Raw genomic sequence first — 21,426 nt, 5'->3', positions numbered from 1 at the left:
ACTCTAGGAACCTTTTTTCTTTGTTTACGGATTAGAGTGATTGCTCATCCTGGTTGTCTTCAACCCATTCCCTTAATTTGAGCAAAGATGAAGTTTTTATTTGTTTATTTATCCATTAATGGAAATATGTTTGTTCTGCGACGGTTTGCCCCTATATTTCAGGTGAATTGTACGTAAAATACCGAATTGTACCTATCCTGGAAATCCACTATACACTATTCTCTTCTCGTATGGAAGCGCTATCAACAGGAATTTGATTGACCAAATTCAGAGGGGGTAGGGATAATTTGAAACGAATCGGAAAAAGGATGGCAATGTGTTTCATGGTGTTCATGATTGCGGCAGTTCAGTTCGGAATTATGGGAACGACAGGTAATGTGGCACAAGCAGCAGATAAGAGTCTGGCCCAAAAGCCGTATATGGGTTGGAGTAGTTACAGCATGCAAGTATATGACGGGGCGGGTAACTGGACATCTGCCGAGAGTATTAAGAAGCAATCGGATGCCATGCGCGAGAAGCTGCAAGCCCATGGATATGAATACATTAATATTGATGCTGGCTGGAACGGTGACGAAGATGAATACGGCCGTCCTATTCCGAGTACTGTTCTTTATCCAAATGGATTTCAGGAGGTCATCGATTATGTCCATAATAATGGACAGAAGATCGGAATCTATCTGATTCCGGGATTATCCATCACAGCCTATGATAAAAATCTTGAGGTGTATGGAACGGGCGGGGCATGTCGTATGCAAGATATTGCAGTAAAACCGCTCGTTGTTATGGATGCTTGGGATTCGTACACGTACAAAATTGATTTTTCGAACCCTTGCTCACAGAAGTACATTGACTCCATCGCGGATCTTCTTGGAGAGTGGGGTATCAATTTTGTCAAATTCGATAGTGTGACGCCAGGATCGGGAATTAATAACCTGAGCCGCGATGCACGCGGTGATGTGGAGGCTTGGTCCAAAGCCCTGGACAGAAATAACATCTGGTTTGAGCTTTCCTGGGCGCTTGACCACAATTACGTGGACTTCTGGAAAAAGTATGCGAACGGCTGGAGGATCGACTGGGATGTTGAAGCCTATGACAGCAGTAAGGGATTGACCGAATGGTCGAGTATTTCCCGCTTGTTCCCCATCGCTGCCCTCTGGTGGCGGGATGCAGGTCCCGGAGGCTGGAACGACTTCGATTCACTGAATGTCGGGAATGGCTCGATGGATGGTCTGACCAGGGACGAGCGGAAGACCGCTACCACGTTCTGGGCAATCTCTTCAGCACCACTTTATACAGGTAATGATCTGACCAGGCTGGACAGCTATGGGCTGGAACTGCTGACGAATGACGAAGTCATTGCGGTCAATCAGGCTGGTCGTCCAGCCCATCCGGTTTCCATGGACACCAAACAGCAGGTTTGGTATGCCAATAACGGAGATGGTACGTACAATGTAGCTCTGTTCAATCTGGGCAATCGGAGTGCCGAGGTCAAAGTGAAATGGAGTGATATTGGCCTCGAAGGTACGGCTTCGGTCCGTGATCTCTGGAGCCATTCCGAACTGGGGAATTTTAATCATGAATTCAGTGGCGGCGTACTGGAACCCCATGCTTCCCGGATGCTTAAGGTAACCGCATTAAGCGGTACATCAGCTGTTAATGATGATGATACGGGCATGCGCTATAGTGGAGATTGGAAGCGAAACGGGGGCAAGGAGCAAATCGATGGCAGACAGGATCTGAGCATCGCTATTACGGATTCCTCGACCACTGGTCCAGCGAATATGAATACGCAACAAGGAGCTGACTTGGAAGCTGAAGTTGACCCAACCGCGAATACAGAAAATATAGCAAATGCTGCTTCCATGGATGCGGCTGCTGTTACCGATGTGGTTTATATTAATGATGATGATAGCCATATTCAGTACAACGGTTCATGGAGTCCAAATAGCGGCAGAGGTTTCGGAGATTACAAAGATGATGTACATTTTACTGAGGATGACGGCGATTATTTTGAATATACCTTCACGGGCACAGGTATTGATTTGCTGACGGAGAAGGACAAGGGTCTGGGAGACATGATAGTCACACTCGACAATGGAACGCCTGAAACGGTTAGCGCTTATACCGATGATGAACGAGAAGCCCAACAGGTGCTGTATAGTGCTGCTGGGTTGACTAACGGTTCACATACCTTGAAAGTCGTCAAAAAATCAGGCCAGTATATGCTGCTGGATGCGCTTAGAGTAACAAGGGAAATTCCTACAGGAGAGCAGAACAGCACCATTAGTCCGGCTTCTGCTGACTTTGACAAGGCAACAGAACAACAGAAGGACATTACTGTCACGCTCACTTTGAACGGAAATACATTAACTGGCATTGAAAATGACGGAGTAATGCTCAGTGAAGACGACTACACGGTGGTCGATGACCAAGTGAACATCAAAAAAGAATATCTCACCCAACTGCATGTAGGAACAACAGACTTCGTTATCAATTTCAGTGCTGGTGATCCGCAAACTCTTACTGTTCGAGTTAGCGATACAACGGGCATTCGTTATGTCCTGATCAATAACGACGATCCGGCAATTAAATACAATGGCTCATGGTCCCGCAGTACTGGTAGAGGCATGGGCGACTATAAGGATGATGTACAGTATACCGAGACTAATGGTGATTCTTTTGAATATATCTTCAGAGGAACAGGGATCCAACTGTTCACGGAGGTAGACCAGTCACAGGGAGATATGGATATCTATGTGGATGGTCAATTCAAGGAAACGGTCAGTGCGTATCGCAACGGAAGATTGGCACAGCAGAATCTATACAGCATATCGGGCTTGCCTGATGGGCAGCACACGCTGAAGGCCGTCAAGAAATCGGGTAGATTTATGCTGCTTGATATGCTCAAGGTTGAGCTCCCGAATATGATTAATCCGGTGAATGCGAGCTTTGACAAATTAGCTTCTGCTCAGGCTGACATTGATGTCACGCTGCTGATCCAGGCGGGAAGCTTTAAGGGCATTACCAACGGCTCCAATGAACTGACACGAGGGACTGATTATACGGTTAATGGCGACCGCGTTACACTGAGCAAAACATATCTTGCTGCCCAGCCTGTGGGAACGTTAAATCTCAGTTTCTCCTTCGGCGGTGATTATCTCAATGACGTACATTCTACGACGGCGGATGGAGATTTCTTCGAGTACACCTTCAAGGGTACCGGAATAAGCTTGATTACACCTACTGGACCGGAGCAGGGAGAAGTAGATATTTATGTCGACGGACAACTGAAGCAAACCGTGAACGCATACAGTCCGAGTCGCCAAATGATGCAGGAGATTTACAGCATCTCAGGACTGGCAAAAGGTCAGCATACACTCAAAGTTGTGAAGAAATCCGGTGATCTTATGCTGGCCGATCAACTGAAATTTACTGTCGCTACTGGAAACGGAAACGGAAACGGAGAACCAACGAATCCGTCCAATCCGTCGAATCCGTCGAATCCAGGTGGTCCATCCAATCCAGGCGGACCATCGAATCCAGTCGTCCAGCCTTCAGACCCTTCTGTGCCAGCGCCAACTCCTGAATCCGGAACTACTGACGGGACAACAGGAACGGATGATGGTCAGGATATTCCGTACAAGGCGTATATTCAAGGATATCCGGGCGGTTTGTTCAAGCCAGATAACAAGCTCACCCGTGCAGAGATGGCAACCATACTCGCATTGGTATCTGAGAAAGAAGCCACGGGATCTGATGTTGCATTCAGTGACGTTAAATCTGAATATTGGGGAGCCGACGCCATTGCTAAGGTAAGCAAGATGGGGCTGATGAATGGCTACAAAGATGGCACGTTTAAGCCAAATCAGTCATTGACTCGTGCGGAGATGGCCACTCTTGTGTCCTTTCTTAGTCCGGCTTCTGAGAATTCAGGCGATGGATTCTCGGATATCGGTAGTCACTGGGCCAAGGAAGCCATTTTGAAAGCGCAAAGCGCAGGCATTCTGAGAGGCTATAAAGATGGAACTTTTCGACCGAATGCTTTACTGACAAGAGCGGAAGCCGTTGTAGCAATCAACAGAGCTTTGGGCAGAGCACCGCTCACGAACGTTTCGCAGCCACAGTGGAAGGACGTTCCTTCCACACACTGGGCCTTTGGCGATGTTGAAGCAGCATCCGTCGATCAGGTTGTAAAAGCCCGATCAGAGGTGGAAGAACCGAAGAAGAAATGATGTGAACTAGGAATGGGGGCCATCTCGGCCCCTTTTTTCTGAACGTTAAGGAGTTATGGAAAAGGAGGCTTACTATACAAAAATCACTATTGGAGACGCACATCATCTCAAACCAAAGAACTTCGGAAATGTTAAAAAAAGCAATGATAATCGTCTTTTGATCGTTGCCTTTTATTCATTCCCGAATGAAACATGATTGAAGAATGAGATAAAACAATTGACTAACCCGGAAAATATTATTATCTTTGATAACGCTACCAATACCTCAAGGAGGGGGAGGAGGGTTACCCATTAAATATTCCAATGTTTTTCGTAAATTTTTAATTTCCTACGTGATCATTTTGGTGATACCCAGCATTGGCGGTTATATGTCTTATCTGACGTCCATCTCCGTAACACAGTCCATTTCGATTGAGAATAGTGTTACCCAACTTCAGAAAAGCCAGGAAATATTGGAGGGCCGCATGGCGGAAGTGGAGGGCTTCACCCGACAGCTTGCGGTCAATCAGGAATTGAACGTTCTTATGAATGAAAGGGACAACGAAACCAACGTATATGGGATATGGAGAACGATGGAGAATGTGTTGACCTTTGGACAGACCAATGATTTTCTGCAAAATTATTATATTTATCTTGCGAATTACAATCTAATTTTGACCCCGGGTTCTTCTTACAGACCAAATCACTATTACGCTGATTTTCGTTATAACGATCTTTCGTTAGAAGAATGGATGAAGGACGTGTTGGGGAAGACCCATCGGAGTGAGATTAAACCGCTTAGTTCCTATGTCAGTAGGGGGAAGCAGACTTCCGTAATCACATATATGCAGTCATTGCCTCTGGACAGCTTCAATGATTCTTCACCGGCTGTCGCCGTTGTAATCATTGACGAGAAAATGATTCTTAGTCTGTTGTCCAGCCTGAATGACCGATACGGCGGCTGGGTTCATATCAGCGATGCGGAGGGAAATACCATTGCGCTGCAAGGGAGCTCCGAGCCCGAGATGGTGAAAATGGCCACTGACTCTCATTATGATCCAAGTAGAGTCAGCCAGTTCTATGGAGATGATCTTGTGATCACTACAAGATCTGATAAGAACGGATGGGTATATCAAGCGGGCATTCCCCGTCATGTCCTGATGGAGAATGCAAACAGGATCAAGGGGATGACGATGCTGATTACAGGCGGCACACTGCTCATCGGACTGATTGTTGGACTTGTGCTGGCTTATCGCAACAGCGTTCCAATCAATCGACTGTTAAGTGTAATGAAAGAGCAGTTTGGGAAGGATGAATCGGCTCCCAAAAATGAATTTGACTTTTTGAGTGGAAATATCGCTGATATGCTTACCAAGAATAAGCTGCTTGAATCCGAATTAAATCGCCAGCTCCCACTGGTCAGGGACGCCTTCCTGAAGCGGTTGATCTCCGGGGAATTCAAATCGCGGGATGAGATTCTTTCCGCCGCCGAACAGGCAGATATTAATTTGTATCAAGGCACGGGATATGCAGGAATTGTCCAGATTAAGGGTTATGCCAGTATGGATAGTGTTGATATCCTGAATGAACTGAATGCCTCCCGACTACTGTTGAAGCAGGCTTTGGCTGAACTGGACGTGGATGTCCTGATGACCGATATGGGCTCGGATAAAGTGGTCATCCTGTTCTTTTCCAAAGAAACCGACTCCGAAAAGGATCGTGAAAAGGAAGATATCACGCACATCATGGAGAATCTGGCACAGTATGTGTTCAATGAATACAGGATCACCATTCAGTCAGGATTCGGAAATCTCTTCACATCGTTGACAGAGGTTAGCCTTTCCTTTGATCAGGCCAATCAGGCGCTGGAGTATGCAGTCTACATGAACAAAAAAGGCTTGATGTGGAACAATGAAGCCCAAACCGAAAATACAACGTACTATTACCCGCTGGATTCGGAACAGCGACTGATTGGCACGATCCGTGCAGGTGAACTTGAGGAGGCCAAACGGATTGTCGATGCAATCATTGTGCAGAACATGGAGCAGCGGGAGTTGTCCATGGAAATGAAGCATCAACTTGTTGGAGAAATGAAGGGGACTTTTCTCAAGTTGCTGGACCAAAAGGCATTTACGGAATATGCCTCCATTGAGAATGTGAAACGGCGGGTCATTGATATTGGTTCCTCGGAGCCGCTTGAAACGATCAAAGCTGAGTTTTATGAGATCATGGAAGAACTGTGCTCCGTTATTGCAAACAAGAAGAAGGATGCCCATATTCAAATCATCAAACAGATTAAGGAATATACTGCGAAAATGTATTCAGACACAGAGCTGACTCTGTATCGGGTGGCAGAGCATGTGGAGCGCCCCGAGAAATACATCTCTCAATTATTCAAAGAGTTTACGGGTGTTAATTTCTCCGACCACCTGATCAAAGTCCGAATGGATCAGGCTGTGATTTTGTTAAAAGAGAGCAATTATACAGTGGATGAGATTGCGTCACGGGTAGGTTATAATAGTTCTCACTCCTTCAGGAGGGCATTCAAGCGATTGAATGGTGTTTCGCCCAGTGTGTATAGACAATCGGTTGACGATTAAATGAAAGGAAGACCTATAGGCTGTGTTGTCCGTGTTACGGACAATACGGTCTTTTTTTACGAATACGCCCCCGTAATGGAAAAATGGCTGTCGTACTGCGGATTTGTGCCCCCAAAAACAGGATAACTGTACGTTTAACGGCGCAGGTGTACCTGTTTATGGGACATTAAAATCGACTATGATCAGAATCAAGAAAGCGCTATCAAAATTTACGCATCGCAGACAGCTAGTAAGGGGGGATTGTTCTGGAGAAGGAAATCGTATTAAATCACAAGACATCAACACAGCCGAAGGCACCTGGTTTTCTGACCAATGCCCGCAAAAGAATGATGAAGCACTGGCAGTTACATCTACTGGTGATTCCGCCCTTGCTATTTTTTCTCATCTTCAAGTATTATCCGATGATCAATGCGGTTCTTGCCTTTAAGGACTATAACGTCATCAAGGGAATATGGGGAAGTGATTGGGTTGGTTTTCAAAACTTTCGTCTGTTCTTTGAGAATCCATTATTTTGGACCCTGGTGAAGAACACCATTTTACTTAGCGGTTATTTAGTGTTGGCCGGATTTCCAATTCCGATTGTGCTCGCACTCATGATAAATGAGGTGCGCGGAGCCAAGTTCAAGAAATTCGTCCAACTCGTATCCTTTGCACCCTATTTCATCTCAACAGTCGTGATGGTATCCATGATCATGCTGTTCCTGGCACCACGGCTTGGATTTGTGAACATCGCCATGAACTTCTTTGGGTTGGATTCCGTGAATTTTCTGGGTGAGCCAGGTATGTTCCGCTCAATTTACGTCTGGTCCGACATTTGGCAGACTGCGGGCTACAGTGCGGTTATTTATTTGGCAGCACTTGCCGGAATCGATCCCACATTGTACGAAGCGGCCAAAGTTGATGGGGCCTCGCGTTTTCAAAAAATCCGTCACGTGGATCTGCCAGGGCTGGTGCCAACCATTGTCATTATTTTGATCCTGAATGTCGGAAATGTCATGGCGATTGGCTTTGAGAAAGTCTACCTGCTACAAAATCCGCTCAATCTGGCTAATTCTGAAATCATTGCAACTTATGTCTACCGAGTCGGCCTGTTGAATGCCAACTATAGCTTTGCAACTGCCGTAGGGCTGTTCAACTCACTGATCAATCTGGTCTTACTGGTTACGGTGAATGGTTTGGCGAAGAGAGTTACTAAGAATAGCATTTGGTAGGAAAGGAGTTCACCTATGGCTGCAAACGTTCAAACCAAGATTAAAGAGTCCGCCGTCGACAAAACGTTTCTGATTACAATCTACATTTTGCTCAGTCTCGTGGCGCTGGTGGTTATTTACCCCCTGATATTTATCGTCAGCAGTTCAATTAGCAGTCCGGCAGCAGTAACTTCCGGCCGGGTATGGCTATGGCCTGTAGATATTTCCTTCAACGGTTACAAGGCTTTATTTAATACACCTGAAATTCTCATCGGCTACGGTAACTCCATTTTCTATACGGCCGCTGGTACGCTGATCAGTGTAGCGTTGACCATCATGATCGCCTATCCGTTGTCACGCAAAACTTTTTTCGGCAGAAACACCCTGATGATGATCATCACCTTCACCATGATTTTCAGTGGAGGGCTGATTCCGACTTATATGGTGGTGAAGCAGCTTCATCTGATTGATACCCGCTGGGCGTTACTGATCCCGAATGCAATCTGGGTATGGCAGGTTATTATTGCTCGTTCGTTCTTTCAATCTTCTATTCCAGGGGAGCTTCTGGAAGCTAGTGAAATTGACGGCTGTAGTGATATGCGATTTATCTGGAGTGTTGTACTCCCATTATCGAAGCCGATTATCGCCGTGCTGGTTCTCATGTATGCAGTGGGGCAGTGGAATGCGTACTTTGATGCTCTGATCTATCTCAAATCGGCAGACCTTTTCCCGCTGCAACTCATCTTGCGAAGTATCATCATTCAAAACAACGGTTCGGGTGCCATGGACGTGGCGAAAATGGTGGAAAGACAGCAGCTTACCGAACTGTTAAAATATTCGTTAATTGTGGTTGCCACTTTGCCTGTACTTGTCATCTATCCATTTGTACAGCGTCATTTTGTACAGGGGATGCTGGTAGGCTCCGTTAAGGGTTGATCCTTAGATTCGGTGTATGGAGAAAGAAGATATAGACAGTTCATACGCAAGGTACCATCGTCTCAACTGGTAAACTACAAAAAGGGAGTGATCAGATTTGAAGAAAAGTATGGTAACGTTATTGATGCTGGTAGTGGCATTCACAGTTGTCATGAGCGGGTGTTCCAATGGCAGCTCATCTACAGCACAACCGGGAAGCTCGGAAGAGGGCGGCAAGGTGAATATCAGCGTGTTCGCGGTTCAGGATTCCAGCATTGATATTCCGACCAATAAATTTACAGCATTTGTGGAAGACAAATTCAATATCAAATTCAATTGGGAGATCAATCCATCGGATGGAGCCAAGGAAAAGCGCCAAATCTCACTTGCAAGCGGCGACTATCCCGATGCCTATCTGCTGACCCACTATATAGACCAATTCTCTCAAGCAGATCTGCTGAAGTATGGCAAGCAGGGTGTGCTCGTTCCTTTGAACGATCTCATTGATCAATACGCTCCCAACATCAAAGCGGCCATGGAGAAAAACCCTAATTTGAAAACGCTTAATACAGCGCCTGATGGTAATATCTATGGACTTGTTGCGTATACAGAATGTTTCCACTGCTCCTATCCGAGCAAGATGTGGATTAATACCGAGTGGCTGAAAAAGCTGAATCTGGAAATGCCAAAGACGACCGAAGAATTCAAAAACGTGCTGCAAGCTTTCAAAACGCAGGACCCGAACGGAAACGGCAAAGCAGATGAGGTACCGCTGAGTGGTTCCATAGAGGAGTTTGGCGTACGAATTATTCCTTTCCTGATGAATGCATTTGTCTATGACGATGACCGGAACTACCTGCAAATGGAAAATGGAAAAGTTCAATCTGCGGCAATTACACCTGAATGGAAAGAAGGATTGACTTACATCAAGTCCCTCTTTGATGCAGGTCTGATTGACCCTGGTGCATTCACACAAAACGCAGAAGCATTCAAGAAAATCGGTGAGAATGCTGACGCTGAAATTCTGGGTGCCGGTGCAGCTATGCATCCCGCGATCTTCGTAAACATTGACGAAGGCAATACTCGTTCGGCGCACTATAACCCGCTGCCACCGATTTCTGGACCACAGGGTGTGTCCTATGCAACGCATGATGCGGGCGGTGTATCTCCAGGAGCAAAATTTGTAATCACAAACAAGGCAAGTGAAGAAGCGCAGATTGCCCTGATCAAAATGGTTGACTACATGTTCACACCAGAAGGCCAAACGAACGGTGCAAGCGGTATGAAGGGGATTGACTGGACTGATCCGGTGGATGGTGATGTGGCACTGGGTAAAGACGTTAAACCTGTAGTAAAACAAATTCCTATGGCTGAAGGTGAGGCACCACGTAATGCGGGCTGGAGCGGCATGGCTCACTTCTATATGCCAAAAGAATATCGTGATACATTTGTACAGGGCACAGATATTTATGCATCCAATGGTTATGAGCGCAGATTATATGATGCATCGCTGTTGTACGAAGGCCATGAGCCCAAAGAGTTGTTCCCGATCTGGTCTGTCTGGATTGATCCAAACGAAATTGATGAAGCCAGCTTGCTGCAAACCAATATTAGAAACTACATTGAGCAAAATGAATTGCAATTCATCACAGGCAACAAGGATTTGAATAAGGACTGGGATGCTTATGTGAAAGGTTTACAGAACCTGAAGCTCGATCGTTATCTGGAAATTTTGCAAAAAGCATATGACACAAGCAAGTAATTAACAGGGATATCGGAATCAGGTGCCTATGATGTACCGGCACCTGATTTTCCTTGTATTTAGGCAGAAGGTTACATACCAAGAAGGGTGGGATCAGCATTCCTGTGACTGAACAAGAACATATCACGAATTCCACGACGATAAGACTGACGGATTATGGCGCTGTGCCAGACTCTGAGTTGGACACCCAGCCAGCTATGGCTCGTGCCATTCAGGCGGCGGCTGAAATCCCTGGTCCGGTGGTGCTGGACTGTGCGAGAGGCAGGTATCATTTCTACCCGGAAGAGGCGATTCGGGCTGCTTATTATATCTCCAATACAACGAGTGAAGAAGAGAACCCGGACATAACCAAGACCATTGCCATTTTGCTTAAAGGAATGAATGATGTAACACTGGAGGGCAACGGCTCCCTGTTTATTTTCCACGGCAAACAGACCCTGTTTTTGTTGGATAATTGCACCAATGTAGAGATTCGCAACCTGCGTACAGACTATCACCAGCCGACAGTGACGGAGATGACGATTATCTCCAGCGGAAGGCATTATTTCGATGGGCGGGTTCACCCCGATTCCCGTTATCACATTCGGGACAACAGGCTAACCTGGCTCGGTGAAGGCTGGAGTTTTGCGGAAGGTCCTATGCAAACCTATGATCCATTGCGGAATACAACCTGGCGAATCGACAATTGGTTGGAGTTGGCCCAATCTGTGGAAGAACTTGAGCCCATGACCATCCGTTTGCATTTTGATTTTCAACCTGATGTGGTCCCTGGTCATGTACTACAAAACCGCGATGGCATTCGTGATCAAGTTGGAGCTTTTATGACCGAATGCTCGGATATAACGTGGAGAGACGTGAGTCTGCATTTCCTGCACGGACTCGGTGTTGTTGGACAGTTCAGCACAAATCTGACTTTCTCAAGGATGAACCTGGCTCCCCGCACCGAAACAGAACGTACAGTTGCCGGTTTTGCGGATTTTCTGCACATCTCCAGCTGCAGAGGTAAGGTAGCCGTAAGAGACAGCTATTTTTCCGGTTCGCATGATGATCCTGTCAATGTCCACGGTACCTATTTACGAATTGTAGATCAGCCGGCGGTGGATCGCGTGAAAGTTCGATTCATGCATCCCCAGACGTATGGGCTTCCGGCCTTTTATCCTGGTGATGAGATCGAATTTGTCCGTTCCGGTTCGTTGACGACCTACGCTTCTAACAATGTGGTTGCGGTAGAGCGTTTAAGTGCTCGTGAGCTCTTGCTGACTTTTGCTCATCCAATACCTGATGGTATTGGCAGCCATGATGTCATTGAGAATGTAACCTGGACACCAGAAGTGGAAATTACAAATAATCATTTTGCTCGAGTGCCAACACGAGGAATACTCGTAACGACTCGTCGGAAAGTGCTGATTACCGGGAATACGTTTGAACGCATGTCCATGAACGCTATTTTGATTGCGGTGGATGCCGAGTCCTGGTATGAGTCAGGAAGGGTAGAGGATGTGACGATCTCCGATAACCATTTTATTGAATGTGGCGGCAGTGATCATCCCGTGATATTCATATCCCCGGAGAATGTGGTGGTTGATGAGAGCGCTCCCGTTCACCGACAGGTCGTTATCCAGAATAACCATTTCGAAACTTGTAGTGATGTCCCGATTCTAAGGGCCAAGTCCACTTGTGGGTTGGTTTTCAAATCGAATAAAATATATTCCTCCAGCGAGACAGGAAAGTCATCTTGCGTTGAAGAAGCAGTCTATGCAACCGCCTGCAGCGAGGTTGACATTGCGGATAATACGTTCACTAATGTTCCAGAGGAACAGACTAGAAATTGAGAAATCATGAGGGAGAGTGCACATGAAACTTCAATATGACAAACCTGCACATGTATGGACGGAAGGGCTTCCCATAGGTAATGGCCGTCTTGGCGGCATGATTTTTGGTGGGGTGGAGCAGGAGAAAATCAGCTTGAATGAGGACACACTGTGGTCCGGTTATCCGAAGAACGGCAGTAATCCTGGCGCAAAGGACGCTCTACCAAAGGTTCGCAAGCTGTTACAGGAGGAACGTTATACGGAAGCAGACACGCTGACCAAAGAGATGTTGGGTCCGTACACCCAGTCCTATCTTCCTTTCGGGAATTTACTCCTGCGCTTTGAACACGGGGACATCCACCATTCTTACAAGCGGACGCTGGATGTAGAAAATGCAGTGCACAGCCTTGAATATCAGATTGGCCATGTTATCTATACCCGTGAAATGTTTGCGTCGCATCCTGATCAGGTACTTGTACTGCGGCTGGCTGCAAGTGCGGAAGGTGCGCTGAATGTACATGCGTCACTGGATAGCCCGCTTCGGCATGCGATTAGTGTTAGGGAAGGCCGCTTTGTTCTGGAAGGAATAGCCCCGGAGCATGTCGATCCCAGCTACGTTGCGAGCGATGAGCCGATCCGATACGGTGATCCCGGAAATAACAAGGGCATGGTCTTTGAAGGCCAGCTAGCGGTGAAGACAGAGGACGGACAGGTAACGGTAGATGGCAGTGGAATTCATGTATTGGGTGCGACAACGGCAACCTTTTATTTCAGTGCGGCTACAAGTTTTAATGGTATGGATGCCATTCCGGGAATCGAGGGAAAAGATGCTTCCTTCACTGCAAGTTCATTTCTGAATGAGGCGGTAGCCAAGCCATATGACAGCCTGCTTGACTCACATATTGCGGATTACCGTTTGCTATTCGATCGGGTGAAGCTTCAGCTTGGAAATTCACCTGCTCCGGAGCAGATGTCCACTGAACAGCGGATTACAACCTATGGGGCGGAGGATCCAGGGCTTGTGGAGCTTCTCTTTCATTATGGGCGTTACTTGCTGATCTCAAGCTCCCGTCCTGGAACGCAGGCTGCAAATCTTCAGGGCATATGGAATGCAGTAACTCGTCCTCCCTGGAGCAGCAATTACACGCTCAATATTAATACTGAGATGAACTATTGGCCGGCTGAAATATGCAATCTGGCTGAATGCCATGAGCCCTTGCTGGACTTGATCAGCAATTTGGCGAAGAAGGGCGTTGAGACCGCACAGGTCAACTATGGCACTCGCGGCTGGACCACGCATCATAACACGGATATCTGGGGACAGACGGCACCAGTGGGCAATTATGGTGACGGTGATCCAAGCTGGGCCTTCTGGCCGATGGGAGGTATTTGGCTGACCCAGCATTTATGGGAGCATTATGCCTTCAGCGGAGATGAGACGTATTTGCGAAATTCAGCTTATCCAGTGATGAAGGAAGCTGCGCTGTTCGCACTGGACTGGCTCATTGACGATGGTAGCGGTAACCTTGTGACCTCACCTTCGACTTCGCCGGAGCATAAATTCCGGACAGCGGAAGGCGTAGCAGCGGTCAGTCCGGGTTCAACGATGGATATCTCATTAATCTGGGAGTTGTTCACTAACTGTATTGAAGCCTCCGAAATACTTGGAACAGACCCGGATTTCAGAAAAGAACTGGTGAGCATTCGCGATCGTCTTCTGCCGCTGCAAGTCGGGAAATATGGCCAATTGCAGGAGTGGTCGAAGGACTATGAGGATGAAGACATTTACCACCGGCATACCTCGCATCTGGTAGGCGTTTATCCGGGTCGACAGCTTTCGGACGAAGAGACACCAGAGTTGTTTGTCGCCGCCAGAACCTCCCTTGAGCGGCGGGGAGACGAAAGCACGGGTTGGAGCCTGGGATGGCGTGTTGCGCTTTGGAGTCGTTTCGGGGAAGGAAATCGTTCCCTGCATCTGCTCTCCAACATGCTGCGTCTGGTCAGAGATGGAGCGTCGGAACAATATAACCATGGCGGTGTATATCCGAATCTTCTGGGCGCACATCCTCCGTTTCAGATCGACGGCAACTTCGCGGCCTCTGCCGGGATAGCCGAGATGCTGCTGCAATCTCACCGTCCTTATATGGAACTTCTACCTGCATTGCCGGATGCTTGGCAGCAGGGCAATGTTTCCGGCCTGCGTGCCCGAGGCGGATTTGAGATCAGCATTCGATGGGACAACGGAAAACTTGCAGAAGCGCACATCACTTCACACCTGGGCCGGGACTGTGTGCTTAGAAGTGAAGACCCAATTGTGGTAACGCTTGACGGTAGCGTGGTTAAAACGGAGGACACCGATTCAAATATCATAAGTTTCCCTACATCTGCAGGACGTACCTACAAGATTAAGTTGAGTTAAATCGCGTTATGGATCGGAAGATCGTTGCATGGAAAATGCTCTATTCGGTCTTTATAATGAGGGCAGACTTGGGCAGGAGAGCATAATCAGCTCCGCTCAGGGCACAGCATGCAACAATAAGGAGGCATATGATGCTAACTAGCGATACAGCCGTACAAGTGCAGCAACAGAATGTTAATCTTGTAAGCGTTACAAATGGCCACGTGAGCCTGGAGATCAATCTTGAAAATGGTGAAGTGTCCTTCATCGGCAACCATTCTTCCCATGTGAAGGGCATTCGTAGTGCTTTTCGCTGGCAGGGCCGGGAATACAGCACGGATCATTATCAGAACCATGAGCTGACGGCACAGGAAGATATTGTTCGAGAAGGATTTGGAAAAGGCATCCGCTTGGTCGTTCTGCATAAAGCTTCGTTGCTGCCGCAACTGGAGCAGCATTTCTATATGTATGAATCCTCACCGTATGTACTGGTGCAGACCGCTATAGTCGGTGATGAAGAGCTTAAGGCGAATCGCATGGCTGTCATCCAATCCAAAACCATATCTATCGGTGGAGAATCCGGCCAGGATGAACCAAGCATTCTGCGTGTTCCGTTTGACAACGATAAATGGGTCAGATATACGGTTGTTAAGCCACCGCTTGATGTGGAGAGTTACGAGGCGACAGCCTTGTTTGCGCCCGACAGCCGCCGGGGAATTGTGATGGGTTCCCTTACGCATAAGGTATGGAAAACAGGGATTCGTATGCAAAGCGAAAAAAGCGGACATATCGAGGGACTTGATCTGTATGGCGGTGCCGTGAGTGAACTGACTCGCGATTCCCAGCCTCATGGTTATGTGAAGGGAAAAAGAGTTGAATCCCCATTGGTATTCGTCGGGTTCTATGAAGACTACCGTGACGGTCTTGAAGCCTACGGTCAGGCGAATGCCTGGATTGAGGCTCAATTACCTTGGGAGGGCGGTGTTCCGATCGGATGGAACAGCTGGTCCGCGGCCATGAGTGATCTGGACTATGATCTGTATACAGCGACCAGCGATTTTCTGAAAAATGAAGTACAGCCGCTTGGATTCGAGAATGAGGAAACGTTATACATCAACTTTGATGCTTTCTGGGACAATTTTACGCCGGAAGAGATGAAGAGCGCGCTGGACCGGGTGCGGCAAAATGGACATAGAGCGGGAACGTACTGGACCCCATTTGCCTTCTGGGGAGGGCCAGATCAGTTCGGTCAGGCGGTTGAAGGAACGAACGGCAAATACACCTATGCAGATATCCTGCTGCGTGACAGTGAGGGCGAAATTCTGCCAGATGTAGACGGTGGTCTGGCGATAGACCCGACACATCCTGGCAACCTGCAAAGAATCGATTGGTTCACGGATAAATTCATCGCGGAAGGTTTCGAATATATCAAACTGGATTTCTTGGCACATGGCTCGTTGGAAGGACAGCACCACAATTCGGATATTACAACAGGGATAGCGGCTTATCACTATGGCATGTCTTATTTGCAGCATAAGATCTCACCAGAAGTAATCGGACGGCCATTTTTCATAAACTTGTCCATCGCTCCATTATTTCCATATGCCTTTGCCCACAGCCGCCGTATTTCCTGTGATGTCTTCGGTACACTTGCGGATACGGAATATATGCTGAACTCGCTGACACACGGTTGGTGGATGAGCAATACGCTCTATCGCTACAATGATCCGGATCATTCGGTGTTATACAAGAGCTTTAACCAGGAAGCTACCGGCTGGCATGAAGGACGTAGCCGTCTGACTGCTTCAGTCATTGCCGGGACGGTGCTTCTACTCGGAGATGACTTCCGTAAAGAGGAAGCTGCCGAACGAGCAAGAGAGTGGCTTGGCAACAAGGATATTTTGAACGTTGCTCGTATGGGCAAAACCTTCCGTCCAGTTGAAGGTGATTTTGGGAAACTATCTTCTGATGTGTTTGTCCTTGAATCGCCGGAAGAGAAGAGTTTCTATCTCGCTGTCTTCAATTTTGATGCTGAACAAGCTGCGGTTAAATCCATCTCGCTGGAGCGGGCCGGACTAAACACCAATGCCGTATACCTCTTGCAGGATCTGTGGGAAGGCTCACAAGGGGAAACGTCTGGAGAGCTTACGGTATCACTGGAACCGGCGGAATCCAAAATCTTTAGATTGACCGTGAAGGGAAACTGACCTGGGCGAAAAGACAACCCAGAGCTGTGATCGTTTTTAGGATATAAAAACAAAGTCAAACGCGCGCTTTTGTATCTTACAGATCGCGCGTTTGTCTATTTTGGGAATGAGTCTATTTCAAAAATAATCATTATTGGACTGGAGGACATGATATGAACGATTTTACTTTGTGGTATTCAACCCCTGCAGCGGATTGGTCTCAAGGCCTGCCGCTGGGCAATGGAAGAATAGGGGCAGTTGTTATGGCGTCATCGCATCGTGAGGTATGGAGTATGAGCGAGGTTACCTTCTGGTCGGGTCGGATTGACCCGGAGCATCCTTCCGAAGGAGGCAAGGCTACACTGGAAGAGATGCGCAGCTATTTCTTCTCCGGCGATTATGATGAAGGAGATCGACTTGCCAAACAACATTTGCAGCCAAAGAAGCGTAATTTCGGCACCCATCTTGGATTATGTGATGTTGTTATTGATTTTGGGAAGAAGAATTCGAGTTCTGATGAAATTGGAAGCTTCCAACGTGAGCTGGATCTGACTCATGCGCTGGCCGGAGCGTTCTGGAAGGATGATGACATCACGATTCTTCGTGAAGTTTTCGCTTCTCACGCCGATGATATAGTGGCCTCCCGAATTTGGAGCGATGCCCCGGGTGGAGTATCCTTTACACTTGGCTTGCAGGCAGGCACGGAATCATTCAAGGTTGTAGCCTTAGATGACAACACGCTTGAATTCCAAGGACAGGCAACGGAAAATGTACATAGTGATGGGACTTGCGGCGTATGGGCCAAGGGTTTGGTCAAGTTGGTTATATCCGGAGGGACTGTCGCAAGTAGAGATGATCGATTGACTGTGACCGGAGCGGATGAGGCATGGATTTATTTTAGTGTGAGCACAGATTATCGCCGTACAGATCAGGAGTGGGAAACAGAGAACGAGTCTACGCTTATGAAGGCGTTAGAGAAGGGTTATGCCTTGCTGAGGGAGGATCATATCCGTGATTACGGTGATCAATATGACAAGGTAGATATTCAGTTGGGGCACAAGGGGAAATCCGGTCTGGCTACAGACCAACGCATTCGTTTGTTGGAACAGGGTGAGGGGAATGAAGATCCGCAGTTGTTTGCATTGTTTTTTCAATATGGCCGGTATCTGACTATTGCGGGCTCTCGCGAGAACTCTCCACTGCCACTCCATCTCCAAGGAATTTGGAATGATGGTGAAGCGTGCCGAATGGGCTGGAGCTGTGATTATCACCTTGATATGAATACCCAGATGAATTATTACCCCACAGAAATTACGAATCTTGGAGAGAGCCATCTTCCGTTATTTCGGTATGTTGAGGACCTTGCACAGGCGGGCAGGGAAACGGCTCGTAATGTATATGGATGCGAAGGATGGGTCGCTCATGTCTTCTCTAATGTATGGGGCTTTACGTTGCCTGGGTGGGAGACCTCATGGGGGCTGAACGTTACAGGCGGATTATGGCTGGCTACGCACCTGATTGAGCATTATGAGTATAGTCAGGATCGTGTTTTCCTAGAGAATGTGGCCTATCCTGTACTTAAGGAATCCGCGGCCTTCTATCTGGACTACATGTGTGAGCATCCTCGGAACGGTTGGCTGGTGACGGGTCCTTCTAATTCGCCGGAGAATCATTTTTATCCCGATAATTCGAGAGAGACGGCACAGCAGCTGTCTATGGGAACAACAATGGACCAGATGCTGGTGCGCAGGCTCTTCGAATTTTGTCTTCATTCAGTTGAACTTTTGAATAAAGACGAGGAACTCGGACGCAAGCTGGAAGAAGCAATCAGCAAGCTTCCACCTCTACAGATCGGCAAGAAAGGCCAGTTACAGGAGTGGCTGGAAGATTATGAAGAGGTGCAGCCGGAACATCGGCATTTGTCTCATATGTATGCGCTGTATCCGGACAATCAGATTACACCTGACCATACACCGGAACTCAGTGCGGCAGCACGAGTAACGCTGGAGAACCGCATGGTCCAGGAAGAGCTGGAGGATGTTGAATTTACAGCTGCTTTGTTTGGACTGGGTTTTGCGAGATTGCACGATGGAGAGACGGCATATAAACACCTCTCACATTTGATCGGCGGCCTGTGCTTCGATAATCTGTTCACCTATTCCAAATCCGGAATTGCTGGAGCAGAGAGTAATATTTTCGTCGTTGATGGGAATTTCGGCGGTACAGCTGTCTTAGCAGAGATGCTGCTGCAAAGTTATGCGGGCGAGATTCACCTTCTCCCAGCGCTGCCACAGGCATGGAGCACCGGCTCGATAACCGGGCTGAGAGCAAAAGGAAATGCCGAAATTGACATCGTCTGGGAGAATGGAAAGCCGACCTCTACGAACATCCACACGTTCTCGCCGGGAACGTTCACCATTTGTTGGGGCAACCAAAGAACGATCCTTCATGCCGAAGCAGGCGAAAGTTACTATTTCAATAGTGAGCTGGAGTTGGTAAAATAACGATCTATACTTGAAAATAACTTTCATTTATATGGACCATGGTCCCACGGGGGGAAAAACATATAATAGAGATAGACAGAGACAAAGGGAGGGGACGTTGATGTACAGTATTTTTTTGGTAGACGATGAAGAACTGGGACTTGAGATGATGAGGGATTATATCCGTTGGGAAGAGATGGGTATCTATATCATGGGAACGGCGAGTAACGGCAGGGAGGCCTTGGAGAAGATCGAGGCCACCCAGCCTGATATCGTTCTTACCGATGTTCAGATGCCGATAATGAACGGTATTGATCTGGCGAGAAAGATACATGAGAGCTACGACTCGATCCAAGTGATGTTTCTGACCGGGCACGATGAATTTCAATATGTAAAATCGGCTATCAACGTAGGGGCCGTGGGATATATGCTAAAACCTTTGGATTTAAACGAAATTGAAAGCGTTATCAGTAAAGTTAAACAGCGTTGTGAAGAAGTTGCAATGAAGAACCGTTCCATGGAGGCGGCCAAAGCCAATATCCTGAAGGAGTTATCTTACGAAAAAAATGAGGATCGTGCTCTTGATCTCGCTTTTAGTTTCAGCCGTCTAAACCGACAATCGGAGACCACCCGATATGCAATGGCCTTGTTCAGTATCGATCCCAAGGAGGCTGAAGAGGAACAGCAAAGTCTGGAGGAATGTACAGCTCGGCTGGTGTCTTTTCTCGATCATTTCTTCAAAGCGAAGAACCTGAAAGCGATCTTTGTGGATTACAAGGAAGGAGAGACCGGTGTATTTATGGAAGCGGCCCAGCAGCCGGGACATTATGCGTGGGAAGACTTGGCGGAGGCTATTCGTAGTGCTCTGGATTTTACGGTAACGGCAGCTGTAGGCGGACAAGAGACCGAGTTAGCCTATATTCACTGTCTGTACGAACAGACGCGAACCATCTTGAACGAGCGTTTCTATGAAGGTACAGGCACGATAATTCATGCGGAGACGCTTTCGAACCAATTTTATACGGAGCATATGCCCCCTTTTGAACAAAAGGAATGGTTTGAGGCTATTAATCGACTGGATTTTGAATGGGCCGCACAGAAGCTGCACGGGTATATTGAGGGATTGGCAACATTGCGAGTCAAGAAGAAAATCATCTGCGACTGGTCGATAGATCTCGTTAATGAGCTGCTGGAGCAGCTTCACAAACCTGTTCCGAAGCGGGCTGAGCTATATCACTCCATCTATAATGCACTGACTCTGCATGAGATCGAAGATCTGATTCTCGGTACTGCGGAAGATGCCGTGAGTATGCTAGGTGAGCGGTTTATGGACAAAAATGCAAAATTGATTCACAAGGTCCGTACCCTCATCGATCAGAATTACAATCAGCCAATTACCATCAACAGCCTGTCTGATCAGGTCTATTTGTCACCGAACTATTTGAGATCCATTTTTAAAGAAAAAACAGGGGTGACCATTCATGATTATCTAACACGCATCAGACTGGATAAAGCCAGGGAACTGCTGGCAGATGGCTCGCTCAAGATTCACGATATCGCGCAGAACGTGGGCTATGAAAGTACATCCTATTTTATTTCTCTTTTCTTGAAGACACAGGGCGTAACACCCAACGAATACAGGAAAAGTATATGACGATACAGGCTGTTTGGTAATGATGATGTTGATCCTTCTGTTTTCCTTGAACATGATTTGGATAGGCTCCCTCTTACTAACCCATGATATGGCAAATGAAAGAGGCTTTCCTGTATGAATAGTAACATTGTGGTATGGAACATCCCCCTCCTCCTTTTTACAATTAGGCATATAGGAAAGGAAGGAGGAGAGAGGGGATTTAACAGATCTTTATGA

At 47.3% G+C, this 21,426-nt stretch carries 10 protein-coding genes; all 10 read left to right on the top strand.

All coding sequences use genetic code 11. The features are described from left to right. Positions 1-287 precede the first annotated feature (287 nt). The 10 genes from MHB84_RS02350 to MHB84_RS02305 all read left to right on the top strand — a co-directional run bounded on the left by MHB84_RS02350 (position 288) and on the right by MHB84_RS02305 (position 21,210). A complete protein-coding gene (locus MHB84_RS02350) occupies positions 288-4,232 on the top strand; it encodes a X2-like carbohydrate binding domain-containing protein (RefSeq protein ID WP_076289381.1) in 3,945 nt (1,314 codons plus the stop codon). Between the two features lie 344 nt (positions 4,233-4,576). Next, on the top strand, positions 4,577-6,811 hold the full coding sequence (locus tag MHB84_RS02345) for a helix-turn-helix domain-containing protein (protein ID WP_256716820.1): 2,235 nt from the start codon (positions 4,577-4,579) through the stop codon (positions 6,809-6,811). A gap of 326 nt (positions 6,812-7,137) precedes the next feature. Next, entirely contained in the window at positions 7,138-8,022 is an 885-nt protein-coding gene (locus tag MHB84_RS02340; protein WP_143805411.1) for an ABC transporter permease, read from the top strand. Between the two features lie 15 nt (positions 8,023-8,037). Continuing rightward, positions 8,038-8,937 carry a carbohydrate ABC transporter permease gene (locus MHB84_RS02335; RefSeq protein ID WP_076289382.1) on the top strand — a complete coding sequence of 300 codons (900 nt, stop codon included), beginning with the start codon at positions 8,038-8,040 and terminating at the stop codon, positions 8,935-8,937. Between the two features lie 97 nt (positions 8,938-9,034). Continuing rightward, entirely contained in the window at positions 9,035-10,678 is a 1,644-nt protein-coding gene (locus MHB84_RS02330) for an extracellular solute-binding protein (protein ID WP_076289383.1), read from the top strand. A gap of 104 nt (positions 10,679-10,782) precedes the next feature. Then, positions 10,783-12,510 carry a right-handed parallel beta-helix repeat-containing protein gene (locus MHB84_RS02325; RefSeq protein ID WP_256716821.1) on the top strand — a complete coding sequence of 576 codons (1,728 nt, stop codon included), beginning with the start codon at positions 10,783-10,785 and terminating at the stop codon, positions 12,508-12,510. A gap of 22 nt (positions 12,511-12,532) precedes the next feature. Then, entirely contained in the window at positions 12,533-14,908 is a 2,376-nt protein-coding gene (locus MHB84_RS02320) for a glycoside hydrolase family 95 protein (protein ID WP_076289384.1), read from the top strand. Positions 14,909-15,039: 131 nt separating this feature from the next. Next, a complete protein-coding gene (locus MHB84_RS02315) occupies positions 15,040-17,094 on the top strand; it encodes an alpha-galactosidase (RefSeq protein ID WP_318261448.1) in 2,055 nt (684 codons plus the stop codon). A gap of 152 nt (positions 17,095-17,246) precedes the next feature. After that, positions 17,247-19,577 carry a glycoside hydrolase family 95 protein gene (locus MHB84_RS02310; protein WP_076289386.1) on the top strand — a complete coding sequence of 777 codons (2,331 nt, stop codon included), beginning with the start codon at positions 17,247-17,249 and terminating at the stop codon, positions 19,575-19,577. Positions 19,578-19,677: 100 nt separating this feature from the next. Continuing rightward, positions 19,678-21,210: a response regulator gene (locus tag MHB84_RS02305; RefSeq protein ID WP_076289387.1), complete on the top strand. Its 1,533-nt coding sequence runs from the start codon at positions 19,678-19,680 to the stop codon at positions 21,208-21,210. The last annotated feature ends 216 nt before the right edge of the window (positions 21,211-21,426 follow it).

Origin of the sequence: Paenibacillus sp. FSL F4-0087 (assembly GCF_038020215.1) — a bacterium.
GTDB classification, from domain to species: Bacteria; Bacillota; Bacilli; order Paenibacillales; family Paenibacillaceae; genus Paenibacillus; species Paenibacillus taichungensis.
The sequence above is the reverse complement of the archived record's forward strand: the minus strand, read 5'-3'. Positions and strand labels throughout refer to the sequence as shown.